Raw genomic sequence first — 23,803 nt, 5'->3', positions numbered from 1 at the left:
ACCGGAGGCATCAGACGCGCCGGCTGCACCTGACGCACCGGACGCACGGCGTGCACGGCCAGCACCGGGTACCCCGGACGCGGCGGCCGCATCAGACGCACCGCCCACGTCCGGACCGCCGCCCACGCCGAACCCGCCCGCCGCCCACGCCACCGCACGCCTCACGAACGGCGTCGCCGCCACCCGGTCGACGGCCGCCGCCACGCTCTCGGGCGGCAGCAGACCGGGGCCGCGGGTGCGGACGAACTCCGCGAACGTCTCGGCGGTGCTGTACCGGGGCGTGAACCCGAGTGTCTCCCGCATCCGCCGGGTCGCCACCACCCGTCCGTGCGTGAGCAGCCGCAGTTGCTCCGGCGAGAAGTCCGTCAGGCCGACCGTCCGCAGCGCCGAGCCGGCCCAGGTGACGGCCGGCAGCAGGACGGGCACGGTGGGCCGGCCGAGGCGCCGCGCGCACTGCGACAGCAGCAGGACCCCGTCGCCCGCCACATTGAACGTGCCGCTGCTGAGGGCGCTCGGCTCCGCCTCGTACGCCGCCAGGCTCAGCACGTCCAGCACGTCGTCCTCGTGGACGAACTGGAGCCTGGGGTCGTAGCCGAAGACGCTCGGCAGCACCGGCAGCGAGAAGTACTCGGCGAGCGGGGTGTCCCCGGTGGGGCCGAGGATGTTCGCGAACCGCAGGATGCACACGGCGACGTCGGGGCGGCGCCGCGCGAAGCCCCGTACGTACCCCTCGACCTCGACCGCGTCCTTGGCGAAGCCGCCGCCGGGCAGCGACTTGGGCGGCGTGGTCTCGCTGAAGACGGCGGGGTCGCGGGGCGCGGAGCCGTAGACGTTCGTGGAGGACTTCACCACGAGACGCCGGACGGTGGGCGACTTCTGGCAGGCGCCGAGGAGCTGCATGGTGCCGATGACGTTGGTCTCCTTGACCGCGCCGCGGCTGCCGCCGCCGAGCGCGGTACCGGAGACGTCCATGTGCACGACGGTGTCGACGGCGTACTCGGCGAGCACCCGGCCGATCGCCGGCTGGCGTATGTCGGCCGCCACGAACTCGGCGTCACCCAGCTCGTGCTCGGGCGTGACCGCGTCCACCGCGATGACCCGTTCGACCTGGGGGTCCCGCGTCAGCCGCCGGACGAACCGGCCGCCGAGCTGCCGGGCCACCCCGGTCACGAGCACGATCCTGCCCAAGATCAGCGCCTGCCTTCCCATCCGCGGAGCGCCGTGCCGTGTGGTGCCGACCGTACGCCGTGACCGGCGCGGTGCACCGACGCCGCGCCGCCCCTGATCACGCGCCGTCCGTACTGTCCTACAGCCGGACCGGTGCCGGGTGGGTACGGCGCGTGCGAGACGTTATCGGAACGCAAGCGGCTGTGGCCCTCCCACCGGTGGTGGAAGGGCCACAACGCGCGCTTGATCCTGCGGACGCTACTTCTTGTTGCGCCGCTGGACGCGGGTGCGCTTGAGCAGCTTGCGGTGCTTCTTCTTCGCCATCCGCTTGCGCCGCTTCTTGATGACTGAGCCCACTACAACCCTCGCTCACTTCTCATGGCGACCCCCACTCGACGGGGGGCAATCACACGGTGCGGGGCTGCATTGGGGCCCACACGACCTACGAAGGGCTAGCCTACCCCGGCTGGCCGCCAGGGTTGTAATCGAGGGGCGGAAAAAGCCTTCGGCGGGGCGGCTCGCCCCGCGGAGAACTCCGTGGAGAACCCTTGGAGAGCCCTTGGAGAACCCCGCGGAGGACACCAGCAGAACTCCTCGGAGGACCCTTGGAGGACCCTTTGAGGAGCCCCAGGAGCCCCAGGAGCCCCTGAAGCGCCCCTCGAAGAGAACTCCGGGAGACACCCATCGGGCGGGCCCCCGGAGTCCCCGGACATCCACCGTCAGGCCGTCTCCACCCCCACATATGAGTCGCGAAGGTACTCGTGAACCGCTTGCTCCGGGACTCGGAAGGACCTCCCCACCCGGATCGCGGGCAGATGACCGCTGTGCACCAAGCGGTACACGGTCATCTTCGACACTCGCATCACCGAGGCGACTTCCGCCACGGTCAGGAACTGAACCTCGTTCAGAGGCCTCTCGCCAGCAGCCATGACACACCTGAACCTTCCGCACATGACGGGCACCGGCTTCCCCTCCGGTGACTCCTCGTCGCTGTGCGCTCACTCCCCAGAGTAGGGGCGGGTGATGCGAGTGGGGAAGAGGAGCAGCATTCAGCCGCCTACTGTGACAGACACGCCCGTTTGAGTACATAGCGAGTAGGCGCCCGGTGGAGGAGGGGGCGTACGGCACCGACGCGCGGAACGCCCCTCGGGAGCCGCCCCCGGACCACGCGGGCCTTCGGCGCCAACCGGCCCGCGCCCGCCACTCACAGACCTCCGCACCCCTTCTGACCTGCACCGAAACCTCGCGCGCCACAGTCGGCGGCGGCTGCGTGAAAGGCCGCACGGGGCACACCGGCGCGACCGTCGCGGTGCGCATGAGATGCGGTGGACGGGTGTGTGCGCCGGTCTCATTTGCTACGAGGCGTGCGCCGGGTTCCCGCACCAGAGCGACCGTCTGTACGTCGCCGAGATTGCAGATGCGTAGACGGAACTGGATCGTTTTGTCGACACGCCTGCCCTGCAATGAGCGGAGGTCGATGCGATACGGCGCCGACGGAACGTCTGCACGAGCCGGTTGAAGAGCTCGCGGACGCCGCCCGACGACGGCCCGACGGCCTCCCGAGGGAGCTTGCGGGGCGCCGACGGGGGTGCGTCGGAGTGCCGGTGTGCGATCGCGAGCGGGGCGGCGGAGGGGCGCGCAGTGATACGGCGCGAGCCCGAACTGCCCCGGACACGCCCCTGATGCTGCCGCATCGGACGGGCCGGGACAGGCGGAATCGGGAAAAACCCGCCCGGGACGAGCGCGGGCGTACCGCGCACGGCACGGCACCGCGCACGGCACGGCACCGCGATCGTGCCCTCGCTACGGCAGCATGCCGCGCAGCGGGAACACGGCCTTCCTGGTGGCGCGCACCGCCTGGTCGATGCGGGAGGCCGGGTCGTAGCCGTCCTCCCAGGGCGCGTAGCCGACGGGCCAGCGCCCGTCCGTCATCCGGCCGGGCGCCACGCCCCGGCCCTTGGCGAAGACTTCGCCCCGCCACTCCTCGGGAAGCCGCTCCGCCGGCTCGACGGGACGGCCCGCGGCGATGGCCACCAGGTGCGTCCAGGACCGCGGCACCACGTCGACCACGGCGTATCCGCCGCCGCCCAGCGCGATCCAGCGGCCCTCCGCGTGCTCGTGCGCCAGCTCGTGGCAGGCGAGCTGGACGGCCCGCTGGGCGTCCAGGGACACCGTGAGGTGCGCCAGCGGATCCTCGAAGTGGGTGTCCGCGCCATGCTGGGTGACCAGCACCTGGGGACGGAAGTCCGCCACCAGCTCCGGCACCACGGCGTGGAAGGCCCGCAGCCAGCCCGCGTCGCCGGTACCGGCGGGCAAGGCCACGTTCACGGCCGACCCCTCCGCCGCCTCTCCTCCGGTCTCCTCGGGCCAGCCGGAGCCGGGGAAGAGCGTCTGGGGGTGTTCGTGCAGGGAGACGGTGAGCACCCTCGGGTCGTCCCAGAACGCCGTCTGCACCCCGTCGCCGTGGTGCACGTCCACATCGACGTAGGCCACGCGCTCCGCGCCCAGCTCCAGGAGGCGGGCGATGGCGAGCGCCGGGTCGTTGTAGACGCAGAAGCCGGAGGCGGCGGCGGGCATGGCGTGGTGCAGCCCGCCGGCGAAGTTCACGGCGTGCAGGGCCTCGCCGCGCCACACGGCCTCTGCCGCACCCACGGACTGGCCGGCGATCAGCGCGGACACCTCGTGCATCCGCGGGAACGCGGGGTCGTCGAGGGTGCCGATGCCGTAGTCCCCGTGTGCGGATGCGGGGTCGGCGGAGGCCGCCTTGACCGCGTCGATGTAGTCGTCTCGGTGCACGAGCCGGAGAGTGGACTCGCCGGCGGGCCGGGCGGCGACGACCGTCAGCTCGCGGTCGAGCCCGAACGCCGAGATCAGGCTCCTGGTGAGGCCCAGCCGGACCGGGTCCATGGGGTGGTCGGGCCCGAAGTCGTACCCCGATACTGCGTCATCCCACATCAACTGCGCGCGGCCGCTCATGCCCGCCACCGTATCGGGCCGCGCCGGGAGCGAACGACCTGGCGTAGCACAGTGTCACAAGCACCAGCGCCATGGGAACGAGCATCGCGGCACGGTAGTTCCACGCGTCGCCGAGCGCCCCGACCAGGGGGGAACCGACGAGGAAGCCCACATAGTTGAAGACGTTGAGCCGTGCGACGGCCGCGTCCGAGGCCCCGGGACCGTACCGCTCGGCGGCCTGCCGCCCCGCCGCGGCGAAGGTCTGCGGCACCAGGACGCAGAGCCCGAGCCCGAGCAGGGTGAAGCCGGCGATGCCCGCCCAGGCGCCGGGCGCCACCGCGACCACCGCGAAGCCGAGCGCCGCGAGCAGCGTTCCGCAGCGCACCACACCGGCCGCCCCGAACCGCCGCACCCCCAGGTCGCCGAGGGCACGGCCGAGCAGCGTCATCGCCATGTAGACGTTGTACGGCACCGTGGAGAGCTGCTCCGAGCCGCCCAGCACGTCCTGGAGGTACTTCGCGCTCCAGTTGGAGACCGTGGAGTCCCCGATGTACGCGAACGCCATCACCAGGCAGAAGGGCAGCAGCAGCTGGAAAGCGATGCGGACGGGGGCGGGGGCGGTGCCGTCCGGGTGCCCGGGGCCGTCGGGGTCGCCCGCGCCGCCGGTCCCCGCCCCGGTGCCGCTGTCGACGTACCACCTGCTGCCGAGCAGGGTCGCCGGCAGCAGCACCAGCACGACGGGCATGTAGGTGACGGGCAGCGGCAGTTGCCAGTGGGCCCCGGACCACGCGAGGGAGGCGCCGAGAATTCCGCCCAGGCTGAACGCGGCGTGGAACCCGAGCATGATGCTGCGCCCGTACGCGTGCTGGAGGCTCACCCCGAGCATGTTCATGGACGCGTCCAGCGCACCGACCGACAGCCCGAACGCGGCGAGTGCCAGGGCCGCCTGCCACAGCAGGTGCCCGGACCCGGCGGCCAGCAGGGCCAGCAGGACCAGGGGTTGCGACCAGCGCAGTACGCGACTGGGCCGCAGGCGCCGAACCATGCGCTCGGTGGACACGCTCCCGACGCCCGCGAGCACCGGCACCGCGGCGAGGAAGGCGGGCAGCAGCGCGTCGGACACCCCGTACCGGTCCTGAATGGCGGGAATGCGCGTCACGAGCAGCGCGAAGGTGGCGCCCTGCGCAAAGAAGGCAAACGCCAGAGAAGCCCTACCGCGCCGCAGCACTTCCGTCATGGCGGCACAGCGTAAGCCTCCGGGCTACTCACCGGTAGAGATGCGTCAGGCGATCTCGTCCTCGCATGCCGTCGCGACGGGCCGCACGGGTGCCGCCCGCTCGGGCCCGCCGGTGCCCTCCGGGTCGGTGAGCAGCAGGTCCGGCAACTGCGCCATGTCGTCGAAGAGTTGCCGGGCGCCGGCGTCCAGGAGCCGCTGGGCGGGCGTCATCGCGGTGAACCCGTAGACGTCCATTCCGGCCGCCAGGGCCGCCTGTACCCCGAGTGGGCTGTCCTCGACGACGGCGCAGCGCGCCGGGGGAACGTCCATGCGCTTCGCCGCGTGGAGAAAGAGATCCGGTTCGGGTTTGCCCCGCCCGACGTCCTGCGAGCTGAAGATCCGGCTGTCGTCGAACCATGCGTCCAGCCCTGTCTTGCGGTGCCCGACGCGAATGCGCTGGTGACTTCCCGACGAGGCGACGCAGTACGCGATCCCGGCGGCCGTGAGTCGCCCGAGAATATCGGGGACACCGGGAACCACGGTCAACTCCCGCTCGAACGCCTCGAACACGCGGGTGTGGTACCCCTCGTCGAAGCCTTCGGGGAGGCGCCGGCCGCTTCGCTCGAAGATGATGTCGTGGACGCGGTGCACAGCGCCGCCGAGGTAGTCGCGCAGCGAGTCCTCGTATGTGGTGGGGTGCCCTAGCTCGGTCAGGTACTCGGCGAGGATCCGGTTGGAAATCGGCTCACTGTCGACGAGTACGCCGTCGTTGTCGAAGATGACCAAGTCGTAGCGCATGCCCTGACAGTAGACGATGCGGAAAACGCAGAGAGCCCTGGTACTGGGTAACCCAGTACCAGGGCTCTCTCACAAAGAGTTCGGCGGCGTCCTACTCTCCCACAGGGTCCCCCCTGCAGTACCATCGGCGCTGTAAGGCTTAGCTTCCGGGTTCGGAATGTAACCGGGCGTTTCCCCCACGCTATAACCACCGAAACACACACCACCAACCACAACCCCAACCCCTACGGGCAAGACCATGTGATTGTTCGTGGTTTCAGAACCAACACAGTGAACGCGAGCACCTGAGGACAAGCCCTCGGCCTATTAGTACCAGTCACCTCCACACCTCACGGTGCTTCCAGACCTGGCCTATCAACCCAGTCGTCTACTGGGAGCCTTACCCCATCAAGTAGGTGGGAGCCCTCATCTCGAAGCAGGCTTCCCGCTTAGATGCTTTCAGCGGTTATCCCTCCCGAACGTAGCCAACCAGCCATGCCCTTGGCAGAACAACTGGCACACCAGAGGTTCGTCCGTCCCGGTCCTCTCGTACTAGGGACAGCCCTTCTCAAGACTCCTACGCGCACAGCGGATAGGGACCGAACTGTCTCACGACGTTCTAAACCCAGCTCGCGTACCGCTTTAATGGGCGAACAGCCCAACCCTTGGGACCGACTCCAGCCCCAGGATGCGACGAGCCGACATCGAGGTGCCAAACCATCCCGTCGATATGGACTCTTGGGGAAGATCAGCCTGTTATCCCCGGGGTACCTTTTATCCGTTGAGCGACGGCGCTTCCACAAGCCACCGCCGGATCACTAGTCCCGACTTTCGTCCCTGCTCGACCCGTCAGTCTCACAGTCAAGCTCCCTTGTGCACTTACACTCAACACCTGATTACCAACCAGGCTGAGGGAACCTTTGGGCGCCTCCGTTACCCTTTAGGAGGCAACCGCCCCAGTTAAACTACCCATCAGACACTGTCCCTGATCCGGATCACGGACCCAGGTTAGACATCCAGCACGACCAGAGTGGTATTTCAACAACGACTCCACGAACACTGGCGTGCCCGCATCACAGTCTCCCACCTATCCTACACAAGCCGAACCGAACACCAATATCAAACTATAGTAAAGGTCCCGGGGTCTTTCCGTCCTGCTGCGCGAAACGAGCATCTTTACTCGTACTGCAATTTCACCGGGCCTATGGTTGAGACAGTCAAGAAGTCGTTACGCCATTCGTGCAGGTCGGAACTTACCCGACAAGGAATTTCGCTACCTTAGGATGGTTATAGTTACCACCGCCGTTTACTGGCGCTTAAGTTCTCAGCCTCGCCCACCCGAAAGTGAGCTAACCGGTCCCCTTAACGTTCCAGCACCGGGCAGGCGTCAGTCCGTATACATCGCCTTACGGCTTCGCACGGACCTGTGTTTTTAGTAAACAGTCGCTTCTCGCTGGTCTCTGCGGCCACCCCCAGCTCACACCGCACGGGCGATCACCAGGAATGGCCCCCCTTCTCCCGAAGTTACGGGGGCATTTTGCCGAGTTCCTTAACCATAGTTCACCCGAACGCCTCGGTATTCTCTACCAGACCACCTGAGTCGGTTTAGGGTACGGGCCGCCACAAAACTCGCTAGAGGCTTTTCTCGACAGCATAGGATCATCCACTTCACCACAATCGGCTCGGCATCAGGCCTCACCCACAAGCCAGGCGGATTTACCTACCTGACGGGCTACACCCTTACCCCGGGACAACCACCGCCCGGGATGGACTACCTTCCTGCGTCACCCCATCACTCACCTACTACCAGCTCGGGCCACCGGCTCCACCACTCCCCTTCACCCGAAGGCTCCGGGGCGGCTTCACGGGCTTAGCATCACTGGATTCAATGTTTGACGCTTCACAGCGGGTACCGGAATATCAACCGGTTATCCATCGACTACGCCTGTCGGCCTCGCCTTAGGTCCCGACTTACCCTGGGCAGATCAGCTTGACCCAGGAACCCTTAGTCAATCGGCGCACACGTTTCCCACGTGTGAATCGCTACTCATGCCTGCATTCTCACTCGTCAACCGTCCACAACTACCTTCCGGTGCTGCTTCACCCAGCAGACGACGCTCCCCTACCCATCACGACCTCCGTTAAGAGTAATATCGCAATGACACGACTTCGGCGGTGTGCTTGAGCCCCGCTACATTATCGGCGCGGAATCACTAGACCAGTGAGCTATTACGCACTCTTTCAAGGATGGCTGCTTCTAAGCCAACCTCCTGGTTGTCTCTGCGACTCCACATCCTTTCCCACTTAGCACACGCTTAGGGGCCTTAGTCGATGCTCTGGGCTGTTTCCCTCTCGACCATGGAGCTTATCCCCCACAGTCTCACTGCCGCGCTCTCACTTACCGGCATTCGGAGTTTGGCTAAGGTCAGTAACCCGGTAAGGCCCATCGCCTATCCAGTGCTCTACCTCCGGCAAGAAACACACGACGCTGCACCTAAATGCATTTCGGGGAGAACCAGCTATCACGGAGTTTGATTGGCCTTTCACCCCTAACCACAGGTCATCCCCCAGGTTTTCAACCCTGGTGGGTTCGGTCCTCCACGACCTCTTACAGCCGCTTCAACCTGCCCATGGCTAGATCACTCCGCTTCGGGTCTTGAGCACGCTACTCCACCGCCCTATTCGGACTCGCTTTCGCTACGGCTCCCCCACAACAGGTTAACCTCGCAACATGCCGCAAACTCGCAGGCTCATTCTTCAAAAGGCACGCAGTCACGACTAACAGGAACAAGTTCCCGCCAGCGACGCTCCCACGGCTTGTAGGCACACGGTTTCAGGTACTATTTCACTCCCCTCCCGGGGTACTTTTCACCATTCCCTCACGGTACTATCCGCTATCGGTCACCAGGGAATATTTAGGCTTAGCGGGTGGTCCCGCCAGATTCACACAGGATTTCTCGGGCCCCATGCTACTCGGGAAACAAACAAGTGAGCCGCTGACATTTCAGCTACGGGGGTCTTACCCTCTACGCCGGGCCTTTCGCATGCCCTTCGCCTACATCAACGGTTTCTAACTCACCCAACAGCCGGCAGACTGCTGAAGCTCGCTCCCACAACCCCCTGAACGCAACCCCTGCCGGGTCTCACACGCTCAAGGTTTAGCCTCATCCAGTTTCGCTCGCCACTACTCCCGGAATCACGGTTGTTTTCTCTTCCTGCGGGTACTGAGATGTTTCACTTCCCCGCGTTCCCTCCACATACCCTATGAGTTCAGGTATGGGTGACAGCCCATAACGACTGCCGGGTTTCCCCATTCGGACACCCCCGGATCACAGCTCGGTTGACAGCTCCCCGGGGCCTATCGCGGCCTCCCACGTCCTTCATCGGTTCCTGGTGCCAAGGCATCCACCATGCGCCCTTAAAAACTTGGCCACAGATGCTCGCGTCCACTGTGCAGTTCTCAAACAACGACCAACCACCCACCACCCCAAACCACACGGCTTGAGTTCACTGGGGCCGGCAACCGAAGACACAACCAAGCGGCCGCGCCCTCAGACACCCAACAGCGTGCTCAACCCGTCCCACCCGAAGAACCACGTTCCACGCCCCCACAAGGGCAGTACTAGCAGCCTCCAAGCCCAGAACCAGGCCGAATAGTCAACGTTCCACCCATGAGCAACCGGCACCGGACACTCGCCGATGAACCGGCCTCTGACCCGAACCCCACAACAGGATCCGAGTAAGAAGTGCTCCTTAGAAAGGAGGTGATCCAGCCGCACCTTCCGGTACGGCTACCTTGTTACGACTTCGTCCCAATCGCCAGTCCCACCTTCGACGACTCCCTCCCACAAGGGGTTGGGCCACCGGCTTCGGGTGTTACCGACTTTCGTGACGTGACGGGCGGTGTGTACAAGGCCCGGGAACGTATTCACCGCAGCACTGCTGATCTGCGATTACTAGCGACTCCGACTTCATGGGGTCGAGTTGCAGACCCCAATCCGAACTGAGACCGGCTTTTTGAGATTCGCTCCACCTCACGGCATCGCAACTCATTGTACCGGCCATTGTAGCACGTGTGCAGCCCAAGACATAAGGGGCATGATGACTTGACGTCGTCCCCACCTTCCTCCGAGTTGACCCCGGCGGTCTCCCGTGAGTCCCCAGCACCACAAAGGCCTGCTGGCAACACGGGACAAGGGTTGCGCTCGTTGCGGGACTTAACCCAACATCTCACGACACGAGCTGACGACAGCCATGCACCACCTGTACACCGACCACAAGGGGGACCGTGTCTCCACGGTTTTCCGGTGTATGTCAAGCCTTGGTAAGGTTCTTCGCGTTGCGTCGAATTAAGCCACATGCTCCGCCGCTTGTGCGGGCCCCCGTCAATTCCTTTGAGTTTTAGCCTTGCGGCCGTACTCCCCAGGCGGGGCACTTAATGCGTTAGCTGCGGCACGGACCACGTGGAATGTGACCCACACCTAGTGCCCACCGTTTACGGCGTGGACTACCAGGGTATCTAATCCTGTTCGCTCCCCACGCTTTCGCTCCTCAGCGTCAGTATCGGCCCAGAGATCCGCCTTCGCCACCGGTGTTCCTCCTGATATCTGCGCATTTCACCGCTACACCAGGAATTCCGATCTCCCCTACCGAACTCAAGCATGCCCGTATCGACTGCAGACCCGGAGTTAAGCCCCGGGCTTTCACAACCGACGTGACACGCCGCCTACGAGCTCTTTACGCCCAATAATTCCGGACAACGCTTGCGCCCTACGTATTACCGCGGCTGCTGGCACGTAGTTAGCCGGCGCTTCTTCTGCAAGTACCGTCACCTTGCGGCTTCTTCCCTGCTGAAAGAGGTTTACAACCCGAAGGCCGTCATCCCCCACGCGGCGTCGCTGCATCAGGCTTGCGCCCATTGTGCAATATTCCCCACTGCTGCCTCCCGTAGGAGTCTGGGCCGTGTCTCAGTCCCAGTGTGGCCGGTCGCCCTCTCAGGCCGGCTACCCGTCGTCGCCTTGGTAGGCCATCACCCCACCAACAAGCTGATAGGCCGCGGGCTCATCCTTCACCGCCGGAGCTTTCCACACCGAGGAGATGCCTCCCGGTGTCATATCCGGTATTAGACCCCGTTTCCAGGGCTTGTCCCAGAGTGAAGGGCAGATTGCCCACGTGTTACTCACCCGTTCGCCACTAATCCCCGACCGAAGCCGGTTCATCGTTCGACTTGCATGTGTTAAGCACGCCGCCAGCGTTCGTCCTGAGCCAGGATCAAACTCTCCGTGAATGCTTCCCCGTACTCGGGGCGAACACATCACGAGAGCGGTGCGGGAAGAGGAATTATCTTCCCGCACACAGCATCCTCGCTGTGTATTTTTTTCAAAGGAACCTCGTCACCGGAGAACAATCTCCGGCAGACGGGGTATCAACATATCTGGCGTTGACTTTTAGCACGCTGTTGAGTTCTCAAGGAACGGACACTTCCTTTGTACTCACCCCGGAACCAAATTCCGCGGCTTTCCTCCGGGCGTTTCCCTTCGGTGTGTTTGTGACTCTATCAGACTTCCTCTCGGTCCTCTGACGCCCTGTCACCGGGCTGTCCGTCCCGCTGATGCGGTCCGAACGGAGTGAGACTTTAGCGGAACCTGGTCCGCCCGAGCTAATCGGGCGGCGCGTTCTTCCGAACGACGATTCCTCATTCGCGGGAGCGCACGACTGTGCGTCGACGAGGATCTCGCCGAACTTGTAGTGGGTTCCTGCGGAATGGTGTCCGGGGACCGGCCGGAACCGGCGCTCACATCGGACAACCCGAAAAACAGTACGGAGCGGTCCCGGGCGTGTCAACTTGGTTCTCCGCGCTCCCGGACGCAGCCCGGACCGCCTGCCCCGGAGCGTGGTCGCGGCGTACTCTCGGAGGCATGACGACGCATACGTACACCCAGTGGTGGGCCGCCTGACGGCGGCCGGAGTCACGTGTGCACCAGCGGCCGCCGCGCTCGGCGGCCACTGACGCGTCTCCGCTCCGGAGGCCTCGAAGCCGGCCGGCGGGCCACTGCGGTCCTCGACGGAAGGCGGAGAGCGGAGAGATGACAGGTACGCGGATCTTCAGCGGGGTCAAACCGAGCGGGCACCTGACGCTGGGGAACTACCTGGGCGCCATGCGGCGCTGGGCCGAGGTCGACCAACACCGGGCGGACGCGCTGTTCTGCATCGTCGACCTGCACGCCCTGACCGTGGAGCACGACCCGGCCCGCGTGCGGCGGCTGACGCATCAGGCGGCGACACTGCTGCTCGCGGCTGGACTCAGCCCCGAGCGGTGCACCCTGTTCGTGCAGAGCCATGTGGACGAGCATGCGCGGCTGTCCTACCTGCTGGAGTGCGTCGCCACGGACGGCGAGATGCGCCGGATGATCCAGTACAGGGAGAAGACGGCACGGGAGCGGGCCAGGGGCCGTGGCGTGCGGCTGTCCCTGCTGACGTATCCGGCCTTGATGGCGGCGGACATCCTGGCGTACGGAACGGACGAGGTGCCGGTCGGGGACGACCAGGCGCAGCACGTCGAGCTGAGCCGGGACCTGGCGGTGCGGTTCAACCAGCGCTACGGCCACACGTTCGTCGTACCGCGGGCGACGCGCCCCGGTGTGGCGGCACGGGTCATGGACCTGCAGGACCCCACGTCGAAGATGGGCAAGTCGCACGAGGCCGGGGCGGGGATCGTCTATCTGCTGGACGAGCCTGACGTGGTGCGCAGGAAGATCCTGCGGGCCGTGACCGACAGCGGGCACGAGGTCGCGTACGACCGGACGGCCAGGCCGGGCGTCTCGAATCTGCTGGAGATCCTCGCGGCCTGTGAGGGCGGGGACCCCGAGGAGTTGAGCGCGGCCTACGAGTCGTACGGGGCGTTGAAGAAGGACGTCGCCGATGCCGTGGTGGAGCTGCTGAATCCGCTGCGGGAGCGGCACCGGGAGCTGGCGGCCGATCCGGCGTATGTGGAGAGGGTGCTGCGGTCGGGCGCGGAGCGGGCCCGAGCGGCGGCGAGGCCGCGGGTGGACGCCGCTTACCGGGCGATCGGGCTGCTTCCGCCGGGCTGAGCGGATGGTGGGGGCCGTTCGCCCGTGCGCGTCGTGCGCAGGAGCCGGCCGGCTCCGGGGCCACAGCCGGGCCGGCCGGTGCCGGGGCGCACCTGGTTCAGCCGGTGCCGGAGGCCAGGGCGCGGCTGCGGTCGCGGGCGGCCTCCAGGGCGGCGATGAGGGCGGCGCGCACGCCGTGGTTCTCCAGTTCGCGGATGGCGTTGATGGTGGTGCCGGCCGGTGAGGTCACGTTCTCCCGTAGCTTCACCGGGTGCTCCCCGCTGTCGCGGAGCATCACCGCGGCGCCGATCGCGGCCTGGACGATGAGGTCGTGCGCCTTGTCCCGGGGCAGTCCGAGGAGGATGCCGGCGTCCGTCATGGCCTCCACGAGGTAGTAGAAGTACGCGGGCCCGGAGCCGGAGAGTGCGGTGGCGGCGTCCTGCTGGGCCTCGGGGACCCGCAGGGTCTTGCCGACGGCGCCGAAGACGTCCTCGGCGTGGCTGAGGTGCTCGTCGGTGGCGTGGGTGCCGGCGGAGATGACGGACATGGCCTCGTCGACGAGGGCGGGGGTGTTCGTCATGACCCGGACGACGGGCGTGCCCTCCGCGAGACGCTGCTCGACGAAGGAGGTAGGGATGCCGGCGGCGCCGGTGATGATCAGGCGGCTGGCGGGGGTGTGCGGGGCGAGCTCGTCCAGCAGGGCGCCCATGTCCTGCGGTTTGACCGTGAGGATCAGGGTGTCGGCCGTTTTGGCGGCCTCCGGGTTGCTGACGGGTGCGACGCCGTAGCGGGTGCGGAGTTCCTCGGCGCGCTCGGCGCGGCGGGTGGTGACCAGTACGTCCGCGGGGGCGCGGCCGGCCCTGATCATTCCGCTGAGCAGGGCCTCGCCGATCTTTCCGGTGCCGAGCACGGCGACTTTCTTGGTCATGAGCCTGTCCTTCGGGTGCGTCGTCCGCCCCCCATCCTCGCACCGGGCGCCGTCCGGGGGGTGCGCTGTCCGCCGGTCGGGACAGGGGACGTCCGGGCCGGCGGGGCGCGGCGAAGCGGCCGGAGGGGCGGGGTGGGGCGACCGGCCGCGGTGGGACGGGCGTCCGGCTGGTTCCGGGCGGGGTCCGGCGCGGGTCAGCGGCCGCGCGTTCCCGGACCCGGGTGCGGGCCGGTCCCGCTCAGGGGGTGCGGCGGCGGAGCGTGGCGGCGCCGAGGCCGAGGACCAGGAAGGCGCAGCCGGCGACGATCAGGCAGTCGCGGATGAAGTCGGCGGTGACGTCGGTGTGCCGCAGGACCTGGTTCATGCCGTCCACCGCGTACGACATGGGCAGCACGTCGGAGATCGCCTCGAGGACCGGATGCATGCTGGAGCGCGGCGCGAAGAGGCCGCAGAGGAGGATCTGGGGAAAGATCACCGCGGGCATGAACTGGACCGCCTGGAACTCTGAAGACGCGAACGCGGAGACGAAGAGGCCGAGCGCGGTGCCGAGGAGGGCGTCGAGCAGGGCGACCAGGAGCAGCAGCCAGGGGGACCCGGTGACGTCCAGGCCGAGGCCCCAGAGCGCGAGCATGGTGGCGAGGGCGGACTGGAGCACGGCGAGGCCGCCGAAGGCGAGGGCGTAGCCGCCGATCAGGTCGGCCTTGCCGAGCGGCATGGCGAGGAGGCGTTCCAGGGTGCCGGAGGTCCGCTCGCGCAGGGTGGCGATGGACGTGACCAGGAACATGGTGATCAGCGGGAAGATCCCGAGCAGTGAGGCGCCGATGGAGTCGAAGGTCCGCTCGTCGCCGTCGAAGACGTAGCGCAGCAGGACGAGCATCACGCACGGCACCAGGATCATCAGCGCGATGGACCGCGGGTCGTGGCGGAGCTGGCGCAGCACGCGGGCGGCGGTGGAGAGGGTGCGGGGGAACGAGAGCGCGGGGCCCGCGCCGGGCAGGGGGGCGGCGGGGGCCGCGGTGGTCGGGGCGGCGTTCATCGGTGGGGCTCCTTGCCGGGGTGGGCGGGGGCGGCCGGTGGGGCCGACGTGGCCGGTGCGGGCGGTGCGGGCGGTGCGGGCGGTGCGGTGCGGCCCGCGGCCTGGTCGACGAGGCGGAGGAAGGCGGCCTCCACGGTCTCCGTGCCGGTGCGGGCGCGCAGGGCGTCCGGGGTCTCTCCCCCGTCGTCCGTGCCCGGCCCGCCGCCGGTGAGGATCTCGCCGTCCCGCATCAGCAGCAGCCGGTGGCAGCGTTCGGCCTCGTCCATGACGTGCGAGGAGACCAGGAGCGTGGTGCCGCGCTCGGCGGCCAGGGCGTGGAAGAGGTCCCACAGGTCGCGGCGGAGGACGGGGTCGAGGCCGACGGTGGGCTCGTCGAGGACGAGGAGGTCGGGGGCGCCGAGCAGGGCGACGGCGAGCGAGACCCGGCTCAGCTGGCCGCCGGAGAGGGCGCCGGCCAGGGCGTTCGCGTGCGAGGTGAGGTCGACGTCGGAGATGGCGCGGGTGACGTCCGCCCGGCGCCGGTCCGCGGCGGCGCGGCCCGGGTCGAGGACCGCGGCGAAGTACTCCAGGTTCTGCCGCACCGTCAGGTCGGCGTAGACGGACGGCGCCTGGGTGACGTAGCCGATGCGGGACCGCAACACGGCGCTGCCCGCGGGGCGGCCGAGCACCTCCAGGGTGCCGGTGACCCGGCCCTGCGTACCCACGACCGCCCGCATCAGGGTGGACTTCCCGCAGCCGGAGGGCCCGAGCAGCCCGGTGATCCGGCCGCGGGGCACGGTGAAGTCGAGGCCGCGCAGGACGGTGCGGGTCCCGCGCACGACGCGGAGGCCCACGGCGCGTACGGCGGCGGATGCGGCGGCCGTGGCCGGGCGTTCGGCGGTGTCTCCGGCGGCTTCCGGGGGCGCGGAGCCCCCCGAGTAATTCATCATGCGATGAATAATGGGGGTGGCGAGTCGTGGCGTCAAGGAGCGGTGTGAGAAGCGGCTTCGGGACGCGGCTTCAGGAGGCGGCTTCAGGAACGGCATCCAGAGGCGGCGCCAAGGCGGGGCGCAAGAAGCGTTGCCCCGTCAGAAGGGTTCGGGGGCAGGGGCGAGAGGGCCTTGCGGCGGGGCCGAGGGCTGCGGGGTGGGGCCGAACGGGGCGTGCGGAAGTCGGGTCAGGCCCGGGGGCGGGAGGCGGTGAGGAGGTCGACGACGTAGGTCTCCTCGACCGTTTCGTCGGGGAACAGCTCGCGCAGCAGGGCGCCTTCCCGGGTGAGGAAGTCGTGCGCGGCCGTCTCGCCGTGCACCAGGAAGAGCGAGTGGCTGGCCAGGTTGGCGAGGTGCCCGTCCAGGGGGACCCGGCGGCTCCAGCGCACCCGGCTGCGGGTGAAGTCCAGGTCGGCACCGGCGCTGCGCACCCGGTCGGCGGTGCCGTGGGCGCCCGTGCCCGTGCCGAACCGCTGCCGGATCTGGCCTGCTGCTCGGCCAGCCACGGGACGGTGTGGTCGGGGACGTTCCACCAGAGGGCGAGGGTGCCGCCGGGGCGCAGTACCCGCATGGCCTCGGGGGCGGAGCGGGCGGGGTCGGTCCAGTGCCAGGACTGGGCGTAGGTGATGAGGTCGGCCGAGGCGTCGGCCAGCGGGAGGGCGTTGCCGTCGCCGCGCACCAGCGGCACATCGGGCAGCGTGTGGCGCAGTTGCGCCGCCATGCCCGCGCCCGGCTCCACGGCGAGGACCCGGGCGCCGCGGGCGGCCAGCAGGGCTGTGGAGATCCCGGTGCCCGCGCCGACGTCCACGACCCGGGCTCCGGCCAGCGGTCGGCCGGCACGTTCCTCGACGGTGTCGAGGAGGGCCGGCGGGTAGGAGGGGCGGTGGGCGGCGTACTGGGCCGCGACTGCGTCGAAGGACCGGGCGCGAGCCTCGCGGGACGGGGTGCGGGTTTCGCGGGACGAGGCGCGGGCCTCCCGGGACGGGGTGCGGGTTTCGCGGGACGAGGCGCGGGTTTCGCAGGACGAGGCGCGGGTCTCGCGGGACGAGGTACTCATGGTCTGCGGCTTCCTCCTGCTTGTTCGGCCTGTCTCCTCTTCCGCCTGCCTCTTCCGGTTCCGCTTCTGCGCTTCCTCTTTCGGCTCTGCCTTTCGGCTCTTCCGGTCTTCTCTCCCGGTTTCGCTCTCCCGGTTTCGCTCTCCCGGTTTCGCTCTCCCGGTTTCGCTCTCCCGGTTTCGCTCTTCCGGTTTCGCTCTTCGGGTCCCCCTCTTCCGCCTACCTCTTCCGCTTCCTGCGGGCCGCGGGGTTGCCGGTGCGGCGGGCGGTGCGGCGGGCGTGCTCCTCGCGGGCGCGGTCGTACTCCGCGCGGCGCAGTCGCTCGCCCGGGGCCTCGACGAGGCAGCGGACCGCGTACGCCAGCAGGACGCCGAGGAACCCGATGGCCGTGAAGCCGCGCTGCGAGGCCTGCTCGGCCGGGTCCTGCCGAGCGCTGAAACCGGACCAGGTACGCCGGAACGAGACCACGCTGCTGATCGCGACCACCGCCACGAGCAGCACGTTGACCAGGCTGCCTTCCGCGGCGGCCAGGCCCTGGCAGGCCAGGACGAGCACCAGGCTGCCTGCGGCCGCGGCGGCGAGGGCGCCTGCGGCGACGGCCAGGCGGCGGGCCGTGTAAGTGCTGTCGTGGGTGAGCCAGGTGGTGCCGAAGAAGCGCAGGGGTTCGGGGGTCGGGGTACCGGTGCCCTTGTCCGCCGTGCCGGCGGGGGCCGGGGTGTCGGGGGTGCCGGGTGCGTTGCTCACGTGTCGATTATCCGTCCTTGCCTCCAGAGGGGGTCCCGCGGGCCGGTGGGGCGGCTTCCGGGCCGCTCCTCCCGCGGGGTGGTGGTGGTCTCACGGTCTCGTCGTGGCCTGGCGCGCGGCTCCCGGCGCCCCTGGCCGGGCTCCGCCGGGCCGTGATGCCGTCGGTGTCATGCGCGTCGTGCGGCCGGGCGGCGCGGTGTTCGGGGCGGGAAACGATAGTTTGGTCAGGGCACGACGGTGCGGAACGTCGGGGGAGGTCGACCAGAGTGCAGCTCCGTGTGGGAGATCCCGAGACGATCGGGGGGTACACGCTGCAGGAACGTCTCGGTTCCGGCGGCATGGGTACGGTCTTCCTGGCGCATACGCCGTCCGGCCGGCCCGTTGCGATCAAGCTGATCCACCAGCAGTTCCTGGACGACGACGAGTTCCGGATCCGGTTCCGGCAGGAGGTCGCCGCGGCGCGGCGGGTCAGCGGGGCCTTCACGGCGGCCGTCGTGGACGCCGATCCCGACGGCCCCCATCCCTGGATGGCCACCACGTACATCTCCGGGCCGACGCTCGCCCAGCGGATCACGGAGGACGGCGCGCTCGGCGGCGCCGAGCTGCGCACCCTCGCCATCGGCCTGGTGGAGGCGCTGCGCGACATCCACCGTGCCGGCGTGGTGCACCGCGACCTCAAGCCGTCGAACGTCGTGCTCTCCCCCGACGGCCCGCGCGTGATCGACTTCGGGATCTCCCGCGCCACCGACCACCAGACGCTCACCATGACCGGGCGGGTCATCGGGACGCCGCCCTTCATGTCGCCCGAGCAGTTGCAGGCGCCGCGCGAGGTGGGGCCGGAGTCGGATGTGTTCTCGCTGGCCACGCTGCTGGTCTACGCGGCCACCGGCCAGGGGCCCTTCGACGCCGACAGTCCCTATATGACGGCGTACCAGGTGGTGCACGAGGCGCCGGTGCTCGCCCAGGTGCCCGCGCCGCTGCGTGCGGCCATCGAGCCCTGCCTGGCCAAGGACCGCGTCGGGCGGCCCAGCGCGGACGAGCTGCTGGACCGGCTGCGCGCCCTGCCCGAGGAGCTGACGGTCTCCCCGGCCGCCGCGGCCGCCGCCGCGGCCCGGGATCTCGACCCCGACACCCAACTGCTCTCCCCGCAGACCCGGGAGCGGCTGCGCAGGGCACGGGCGGCCAGGGGGGGACGGGAGCGCCGGGAGCGCCGGGAGCAGGGACAGCGTGCCGACCGTCGCCGAGCGGTTCGAGGAGTCCCTCGCCGCGGACGCGGACGCGCGCGCCGGTGCGGGTACGGACTCGGGCGCCGGTGCGGACGCGGGCGCGGGCACAGGCGCGAGCGCCGGTACGGGCGCCGGTGCGCGCCCCGGCCCAAGCGCAGGCACGCGCCCCGGTGCGGACGCGGGCGCGGGCGCCGGTACGGGCGCCGGTGCGGGGGTCCTCGGCGTCGGTCCGGCCTCCGGGGCCTTCGACGCCGACCCCGTCGTGGGCTCCCTCGACGAGGACGCCGCCGCGGGCTCCCTCGCTGCCGGCCCAGTCGCGGTGCCCTTGCCCGCCGACCCGGCGGCGAGCTCCCCCGTCGATCCCGCCGCCGACGACACCCACCCCGGGCGGGGCGCGGGCCGGGTCCGGCGGCGTGCGGAGCCACCCGCGCGCCCGGTGTCCGGCGCGGGCCGCGCCACCGCCGTGCCCACTCCCCCGCCGGGGGCCGGATCCCCGGCGGGTGCGGACGGCTCCGGGAGCGCGGAGGGCACCACGACCACCGGGGACGCCTCCCGGAACGGCGCACCGGCAGCCGCGGGCAACCCCGGGTGGGGCGCACCGACAGCCCCGGGCACGCCCACGCCCGCGTCCGCCACGGCCCCGTACGGCCCCTCCGCCACGGCCGGTGGGCCGTCCCGGGGCGGCGTGCCCGCCGGGCCGCCCCCTTCGGCCGGGTCGGCGCCGCAGGGCGCCGCCTCCGGGCACCCGGCGGCCCCACCCCCGTTCTCGGCTCGTGGCCTGCGCAGACGCTGGCGGACGGTGGTCGCCGTGGCGGCGGCGGTGGCCGCGATCAGCACAGGGGTGACGCTGCTGAGCGCGGGCGGTCCCCCGCGGGAGAGGGCCGGCGGCACGGACGACGCGGACCGCGGCACGGTCGCCGTCGCACAGGAGCGGCCGCCCGCGGGCTTCGCGCCCTGGCGCAGAACGGTCACCGGCGGGCAGCCGATCAAGGACGAACTGCGCTGCGTCCCGCACGGCGACTCGGTCTACTGCGGCGGGGGCGGCGTGCTCGGCGTCCGGCTCAGGACGGCGGACGGCAGCCAGGTGTGGAAGCGGACGAGCCCGGGGGTGCCCGCCCAGGGGGTGTACATGGCCGGCTTCGCCGACGACACGTTCGTCGGTTACCGGTTGGCGGCCAACGGCCCGGAGCAGGTCGTCGGCCTCTCCGCCGGGGACGGCGAGGAACTGTGGTCGGCACGGCCCGGGTCGATCTCCGCGGTGTTCACGGGTCGGCAGCAGGACGTCGTGACGCTGGGCTCCAGGGTCTTCTACGTCGACGGCGCGGCCACCCGGATCGAGGCCCACGAGGCGCGGTCCGGCAGACGGAGCTGGGCCACCCCGTTCCCCGCCCAACAGCAGTGCATCCCCCTCACCGCGGGGGCCCGCCTCTACGCGATGTGCGCGTCCCGTGCCGAGATCGCCGCCATCGATGTGGCGCACCCCACTTTCCACACGCTGGATCCCGAAACCGGCGCCCTGGGGCGCACCCTCGCGGTCGACGGGCACGTGGTGCCCGTGGGCGCGGCGGACGGCTCGCTCGTGCTGCTGCGCGAGCACAAGGTGGGCACCGGCTACGACGGCTACTCGGATGTGCTGCGGCTCGATCCGGAGACGGGCGAGGCCGCCTCGGCGCCGCTGCGGGGCGCCACGGGCGCGACACCGGGGCTGACCGGCGGGACGCTGTACCTGGCCAGGGCCGAGGGGCTCGTCATGGCGGTCGATCCGGTGACCGGACGCCGGAAGTGGGCGATGCAGACGGGCGTGGAGTCGGTGTCGGGGCCCGTGCTGTCGCACGGGGTGCTGTACTTCAGCTCACCCAGCGGGCGGGTGCTGGCGCTCGACGCGCGGGACGGACGGCGGCTGTGGAGCACCGTGCCCCGCTCGGACACCGTCAACTCCACCACGGGGGCCTCGGCGCGGGTGTCGGTGGCCGGCGGCGCGCTGATCGTCACGGCGGGCGGCAACACGGTCTTCGGCTTCGCGACGGCGAAGCCGCCGAAGGCGCCCTAGCGACCGCCGCGCCCCGCAGGGCGCTGGGAACTGCGCGCTCAGGCCCCACCGGCGCGGGGGTGCCCCCAGGACACAGCCCCGTGCCCTGCGGGGCACAGCGCCACCGACCCGGTGCCGGGCGAACGCATGGCGCCGCCCGGCGCCGGGTCACTGCTTCAGCAGCGGGGCGCCACGTACCCGTCGCTCCCGGTGCGGACATACGCGTCGGACACATAGCGCCCGCTGCCGATGCGGTCCCAGATGTTCGTGGTGCCGAGCGGGCCGACGACGCTCTGCCCCGGTGTCTGGCAGCTGATGGTGACCATGCTACCGGCCGAGACGGTGCCGACCTTCGCGTAGGACGTGCCGGGGCCCGAGCGGACGTTCACCGTCGCGACCACCGGGTAGCCGGCCGCGGCCGCGGTGAGCGCCATGCCCTCGGTGGCCACCGCCGGCTGCACGGTGTCCTGCGTGCCGTCGTCTCTCGTCTCGGGTGTCACGATGCTGTCGGTCATATGTGTCCTCCCCCATGCGGCGCGTCCGGCGTCCGGGTGGGCGCCGCGCCGTGCCTCCCCATTGGACATGTTTCCTGGCCTGTTGGCCACATATAAAGACGCCCCTCGCGGCGTGACAGTTGCACCGCGAGGGGCTCAAAGAGGTGAGGGGGCGTCAGCGAGGTCCGCCGTGCGCGACGTGCGAGGCGTCAGCCCAGCTTGGAGACGTCGCGGACGGCGCCCTTGTCGGCGCTCGTCGCCATCGCGGCGTAGGCGCGCAGGGCGGTCGAGACCGGGCGGTCGCGGTCGGCGGGCGCGTAGACGCCGCCGCGCGCGGCGCGCCGGGCCTCCAGGGTGGCGTCGTCGACCAGGAGATCGATGGTGCGCCCGGGGATGTCGATACGGATCCGGTCGCCGTCCTCGACGAGCGCGATGGTGCCCTCGGAGGCCGCCTCCGGGGAGACGTGGCCGATGGACAGGCCCGAGGTGCCACCGGAGAAGCGGCCGTCGGTGACCAGGGCGCACGCCTTGCCCAGGCCGCGGCCCTTCAGGTACGAGGTCGGGTACAGCATCTCCTGCATGCCGGGCCCGCCCTTGGGGCCCTCGTAGCGGATGACGACGACGTCGCCCTCCGTGATCTCCTTGCGGAGGATCTTCTCGACGGCCTCCTCCTGCGACTCGCAGACCACCGCCGGGCCCTCGAACGTCCAGATGGACTCGTCGACGCCCGCGGTCTTCACCACGCAGCCGTCGACCGCCAGGTTGCCCCTGAGCACGGCCAGGCCGCCGTCCTTGGAGTAGGCGTGGTCGACGTCGCGGATGCAGCCGGCCGCGGCGTCGGTGTCCAGGCTCTCCCAGCGCTCGGACTGGGAGAACGCCTCCGCGGAGCGCTTGCAGCCCGGCGCGGCGTGCCACAGCTCCACCGCCTCGTCGGACGGCGCGCCGCCGCGCACGTCCCAGGTCTCCAGCCAGGCCTTCACGGACGGCGAGTGGACCGTGTGCACGTCCTCGTTGAGCAGGCCGCCGCGGTACAGCTCGCCCAGGATGGCCGGGATGCCGCCGGCCCGGTGCACGTCCTCCATGTAGTACGTGGTGGTGGGGGCGGTGTTCGGGGCGACCTTGGCCAGGCAGGGCACCCGGCGCGAGACGGCGTCGATGTCGGTCAGGTCGTAGTCGACACCGGCCTCCTGGGCGGCGGCCAGCAGGTGCAGGATCGTGTTGGTGGAGCCGCCCATGGCGATGTCGAGGGCCATGGCGTTCTCGAACGCGGCGTGCGTGGCGATGCTGCGGGGCAGCACGGACGCGTCGTCCTCCTCGTAGTACCGCCGGGTCAGCTCGACGACGGTGGCCGCTGCGCGCTCGTAGAGGGCGCGGCGGGCGGTGTGGGTGGCGAGCACCGAGCCGTTGCCCGGCAGGGCCAGGCCGATGGCCTCGGTGAGGCAGTTCATCGAGTTGGCGGTGAACATGCCGGAGCAGGAGCCGCAGGTCGGGCAGGCGTTCTCCTCGATGCGGAGCATGTCCGCGTCGGAGACCGACTCGTTCACGGCGTCGGACATCGCGTTGATCAGGTCCAGCTTGCGGACCGTGCCGTCGACGAGGGTGGCGCGGCCGGCCTCCATGGGGCCGCCCGAGACGAAGATCGTGGGGATGTTGAGGCGCAGCGCGGCCATCAGCATGCCCGGGGTGATCTTGTCGCAGTTGGAGATGCAGATCAGGGCGTCCGCGCGGTGCGCCTCGACCATGTACTCGACCGAGTCCGCGATCAGGTCGCGGGACGGCAGGGAGTAGAGCATGCCGCCGTGGCCCATGGCGATGCCGTCGTCGACCGCGATGGTGTTGAACTCGCGCGGCACGGCGCCCGCCGCCTTGATGGCCTCGCTCACGATCCGGCCGACCGGCTGGAGGTGGGTGTGGCCCGGCACGAACTCGGTGAAGGAGTTGGCGACCGCGACGATCGGCTTGCCGATGTCCTCGCTCGCTACACCGGAGGCACGCATAAGGGCGCGGGCGCCCGCCATGTTGCGGCCGTGTGTGACAGTGCGGGACCTCAGCTCGGGCATCGTCGCTCGCTCCTTCTCAGGGGTGACTCCCCGACGAGCCTACGCCGCCCCTCCAGAATTCGGACAGGCCGTCCGTGA

General features: G+C 69.7%; 13 protein-coding genes, 3 rRNA genes and 3 pseudogenes. 3 read left to right on the top strand and 16 right to left on the bottom strand.

The window, feature by feature from the left end; all coding sequences use genetic code 11:
• Positions 1-174 precede the first annotated feature (174 nt).
• The 9 genes and pseudogenes from ACSMXW_RS20725 to ACSMXW_RS20685 all read right to left on the bottom strand — a co-directional run.
• Positions 175-1,188: pseudogene (locus tag ACSMXW_RS20725) on the bottom strand (NAD-dependent epimerase/dehydratase family protein); the annotation flags it as partial.
• Between the two features lie 237 nt (positions 1,189-1,425).
• Positions 1,426-1,524, bottom strand: a complete 99-nt coding sequence (locus tag ACSMXW_RS20720; RefSeq protein WP_003948845.1) for a 30S ribosomal protein bS22 — start codon at positions 1,522-1,524, stop codon at positions 1,426-1,428.
• A 362-nt stretch (positions 1,525-1,886) separates the two neighbouring features.
• Positions 1,887-2,096 carry a helix-turn-helix domain-containing protein gene (locus tag ACSMXW_RS20715; protein ID WP_212907930.1) on the bottom strand — a complete coding sequence of 70 codons (210 nt, stop codon included), beginning with the start codon at positions 2,094-2,096 and terminating at the stop codon, positions 1,887-1,889.
• A gap of 874 nt (positions 2,097-2,970) precedes the next feature.
• The gene (locus ACSMXW_RS20710) at positions 2,971-4,143 is read right to left on the bottom strand and encodes an acetoin utilization protein AcuC (protein WP_485798228.1); all 1,173 of its coding nucleotides are present in this window, start codon (positions 4,141-4,143) and stop codon (positions 2,971-2,973) included.
• Complete coding sequence (locus tag ACSMXW_RS20705) at positions 4,112-5,359, bottom strand: MFS transporter (protein WP_485798227.1); 1,248 nt, start codon at positions 5,357-5,359, stop codon at positions 4,112-4,114. Before ACSMXW_RS20705 ends, ACSMXW_RS20710 begins: the two co-directional genes overlap by 32 nt.
• Before the next feature lie 45 nt (positions 5,360-5,404).
• A complete protein-coding gene (locus ACSMXW_RS20700; RefSeq protein ID WP_485798225.1) occupies positions 5,405-6,136 on the bottom strand; it encodes an HAD family hydrolase in 732 nt (243 codons plus the stop codon).
• 78 nt (positions 6,137-6,214) lie between these two features.
• Positions 6,215-6,331 (bottom strand): 5S ribosomal RNA (rrf, locus tag ACSMXW_RS20695).
• A gap of 91 nt (positions 6,332-6,422) precedes the next feature.
• Positions 6,423-9,547 (bottom strand): 23S ribosomal RNA (locus ACSMXW_RS20690).
• A gap of 325 nt (positions 9,548-9,872) precedes the next feature.
• A 16S ribosomal RNA gene (locus ACSMXW_RS20685) occupies positions 9,873-11,402 on the bottom strand.
• The 16S, 23S and 5S rRNA genes sit together here, the layout of an rRNA operon.
• A gap of 799 nt (positions 11,403-12,201) precedes the next feature.
• On the opposite strand from ACSMXW_RS20685, the gene trpS reads away from it, so the two are divergent.
• Positions 12,202-13,206, top strand: a complete 1,005-nt coding sequence (trpS, locus tag ACSMXW_RS20680) for a tryptophan--tRNA ligase (protein WP_485798223.1) — start codon at positions 12,202-12,204, stop codon at positions 13,204-13,206.
• A 97-nt stretch (positions 13,207-13,303) separates the two neighbouring features.
• Here the strand turns inward: trpS and proC are convergent, their stop codons facing one another.
• From proC to ACSMXW_RS20655, 5 genes and pseudogenes are all read right to left on the bottom strand, one after another.
• Positions 13,304-14,113 (bottom strand): pyrroline-5-carboxylate reductase, encoded by an 810-nt coding sequence (gene proC / locus ACSMXW_RS20675; protein ID WP_485798221.1) that lies wholly within the window; start codon positions 14,111-14,113, stop codon positions 13,304-13,306.
• A 238-nt stretch (positions 14,114-14,351) separates the two neighbouring features.
• On the bottom strand, positions 14,352-15,149 hold the full coding sequence (locus tag ACSMXW_RS20670) for an ABC transporter permease (RefSeq protein WP_485798219.1): 798 nt from the start codon (positions 15,147-15,149) through the stop codon (positions 14,352-14,354).
• Positions 15,146-16,078, bottom strand: coding sequence for an ABC transporter ATP-binding protein (locus tag ACSMXW_RS20665; protein ID WP_485798217.1), 933 nt, complete (start codon positions 16,076-16,078; stop codon positions 15,146-15,148). Before ACSMXW_RS20665 ends, ACSMXW_RS20670 begins: the two co-directional genes overlap by 4 nt.
• A gap of 227 nt (positions 16,079-16,305) precedes the next feature.
• Positions 16,306-17,060, bottom strand: a pseudogene (locus ACSMXW_RS20660) (class I SAM-dependent methyltransferase); the annotation flags it as partial.
• A 331-nt stretch (positions 17,061-17,391) separates the two neighbouring features.
• A complete protein-coding gene (locus ACSMXW_RS20655; RefSeq protein ID WP_485798215.1) occupies positions 17,392-17,916 on the bottom strand; it encodes an EamA/RhaT family transporter in 525 nt (174 codons plus the stop codon).
• A gap of 266 nt (positions 17,917-18,182) precedes the next feature.
• Between ACSMXW_RS20655 and ACSMXW_RS20650 the strand changes: the two are divergent.
• Together ACSMXW_RS20650 and ACSMXW_RS20645 are read left to right on the top strand one after the other, a co-directional pair.
• Positions 18,183-18,993, top strand: a pseudogene (locus ACSMXW_RS20650) (serine/threonine-protein kinase); the annotation flags it as partial.
• Positions 18,994-19,143: 150 nt separating this feature from the next.
• Positions 19,144-21,192 (top strand): outer membrane protein assembly factor BamB family protein, encoded by a 2,049-nt coding sequence (locus tag ACSMXW_RS20645; RefSeq protein ID WP_485798213.1) that lies wholly within the window; start codon positions 19,144-19,146, stop codon positions 21,190-21,192.
• A 155-nt stretch (positions 21,193-21,347) separates the two neighbouring features.
• Here the strand turns inward: ACSMXW_RS20645 and ACSMXW_RS20640 are convergent, their stop codons facing one another.
• Together ACSMXW_RS20640 and ilvD are read right to left on the bottom strand one after the other, a co-directional pair.
• The gene (locus ACSMXW_RS20640) at positions 21,348-21,686 is read right to left on the bottom strand and encodes an SH3 domain-containing protein (RefSeq protein WP_485798211.1); all 339 of its coding nucleotides are present in this window, start codon (positions 21,684-21,686) and stop codon (positions 21,348-21,350) included.
• A gap of 188 nt (positions 21,687-21,874) precedes the next feature.
• On the bottom strand, positions 21,875-23,725 hold the full coding sequence (gene ilvD, locus ACSMXW_RS20635; RefSeq protein WP_485798209.1) for a dihydroxy-acid dehydratase: 1,851 nt from the start codon (positions 23,723-23,725) through the stop codon (positions 21,875-21,877).
• Positions 23,726-23,803: the final 78 nt, after the last annotated feature.

The organism is Streptomyces sp. DSM 116793 (genome assembly GCF_057320905.1).
This window is presented reverse-complemented; position numbering and strand designations above follow the sequence as displayed.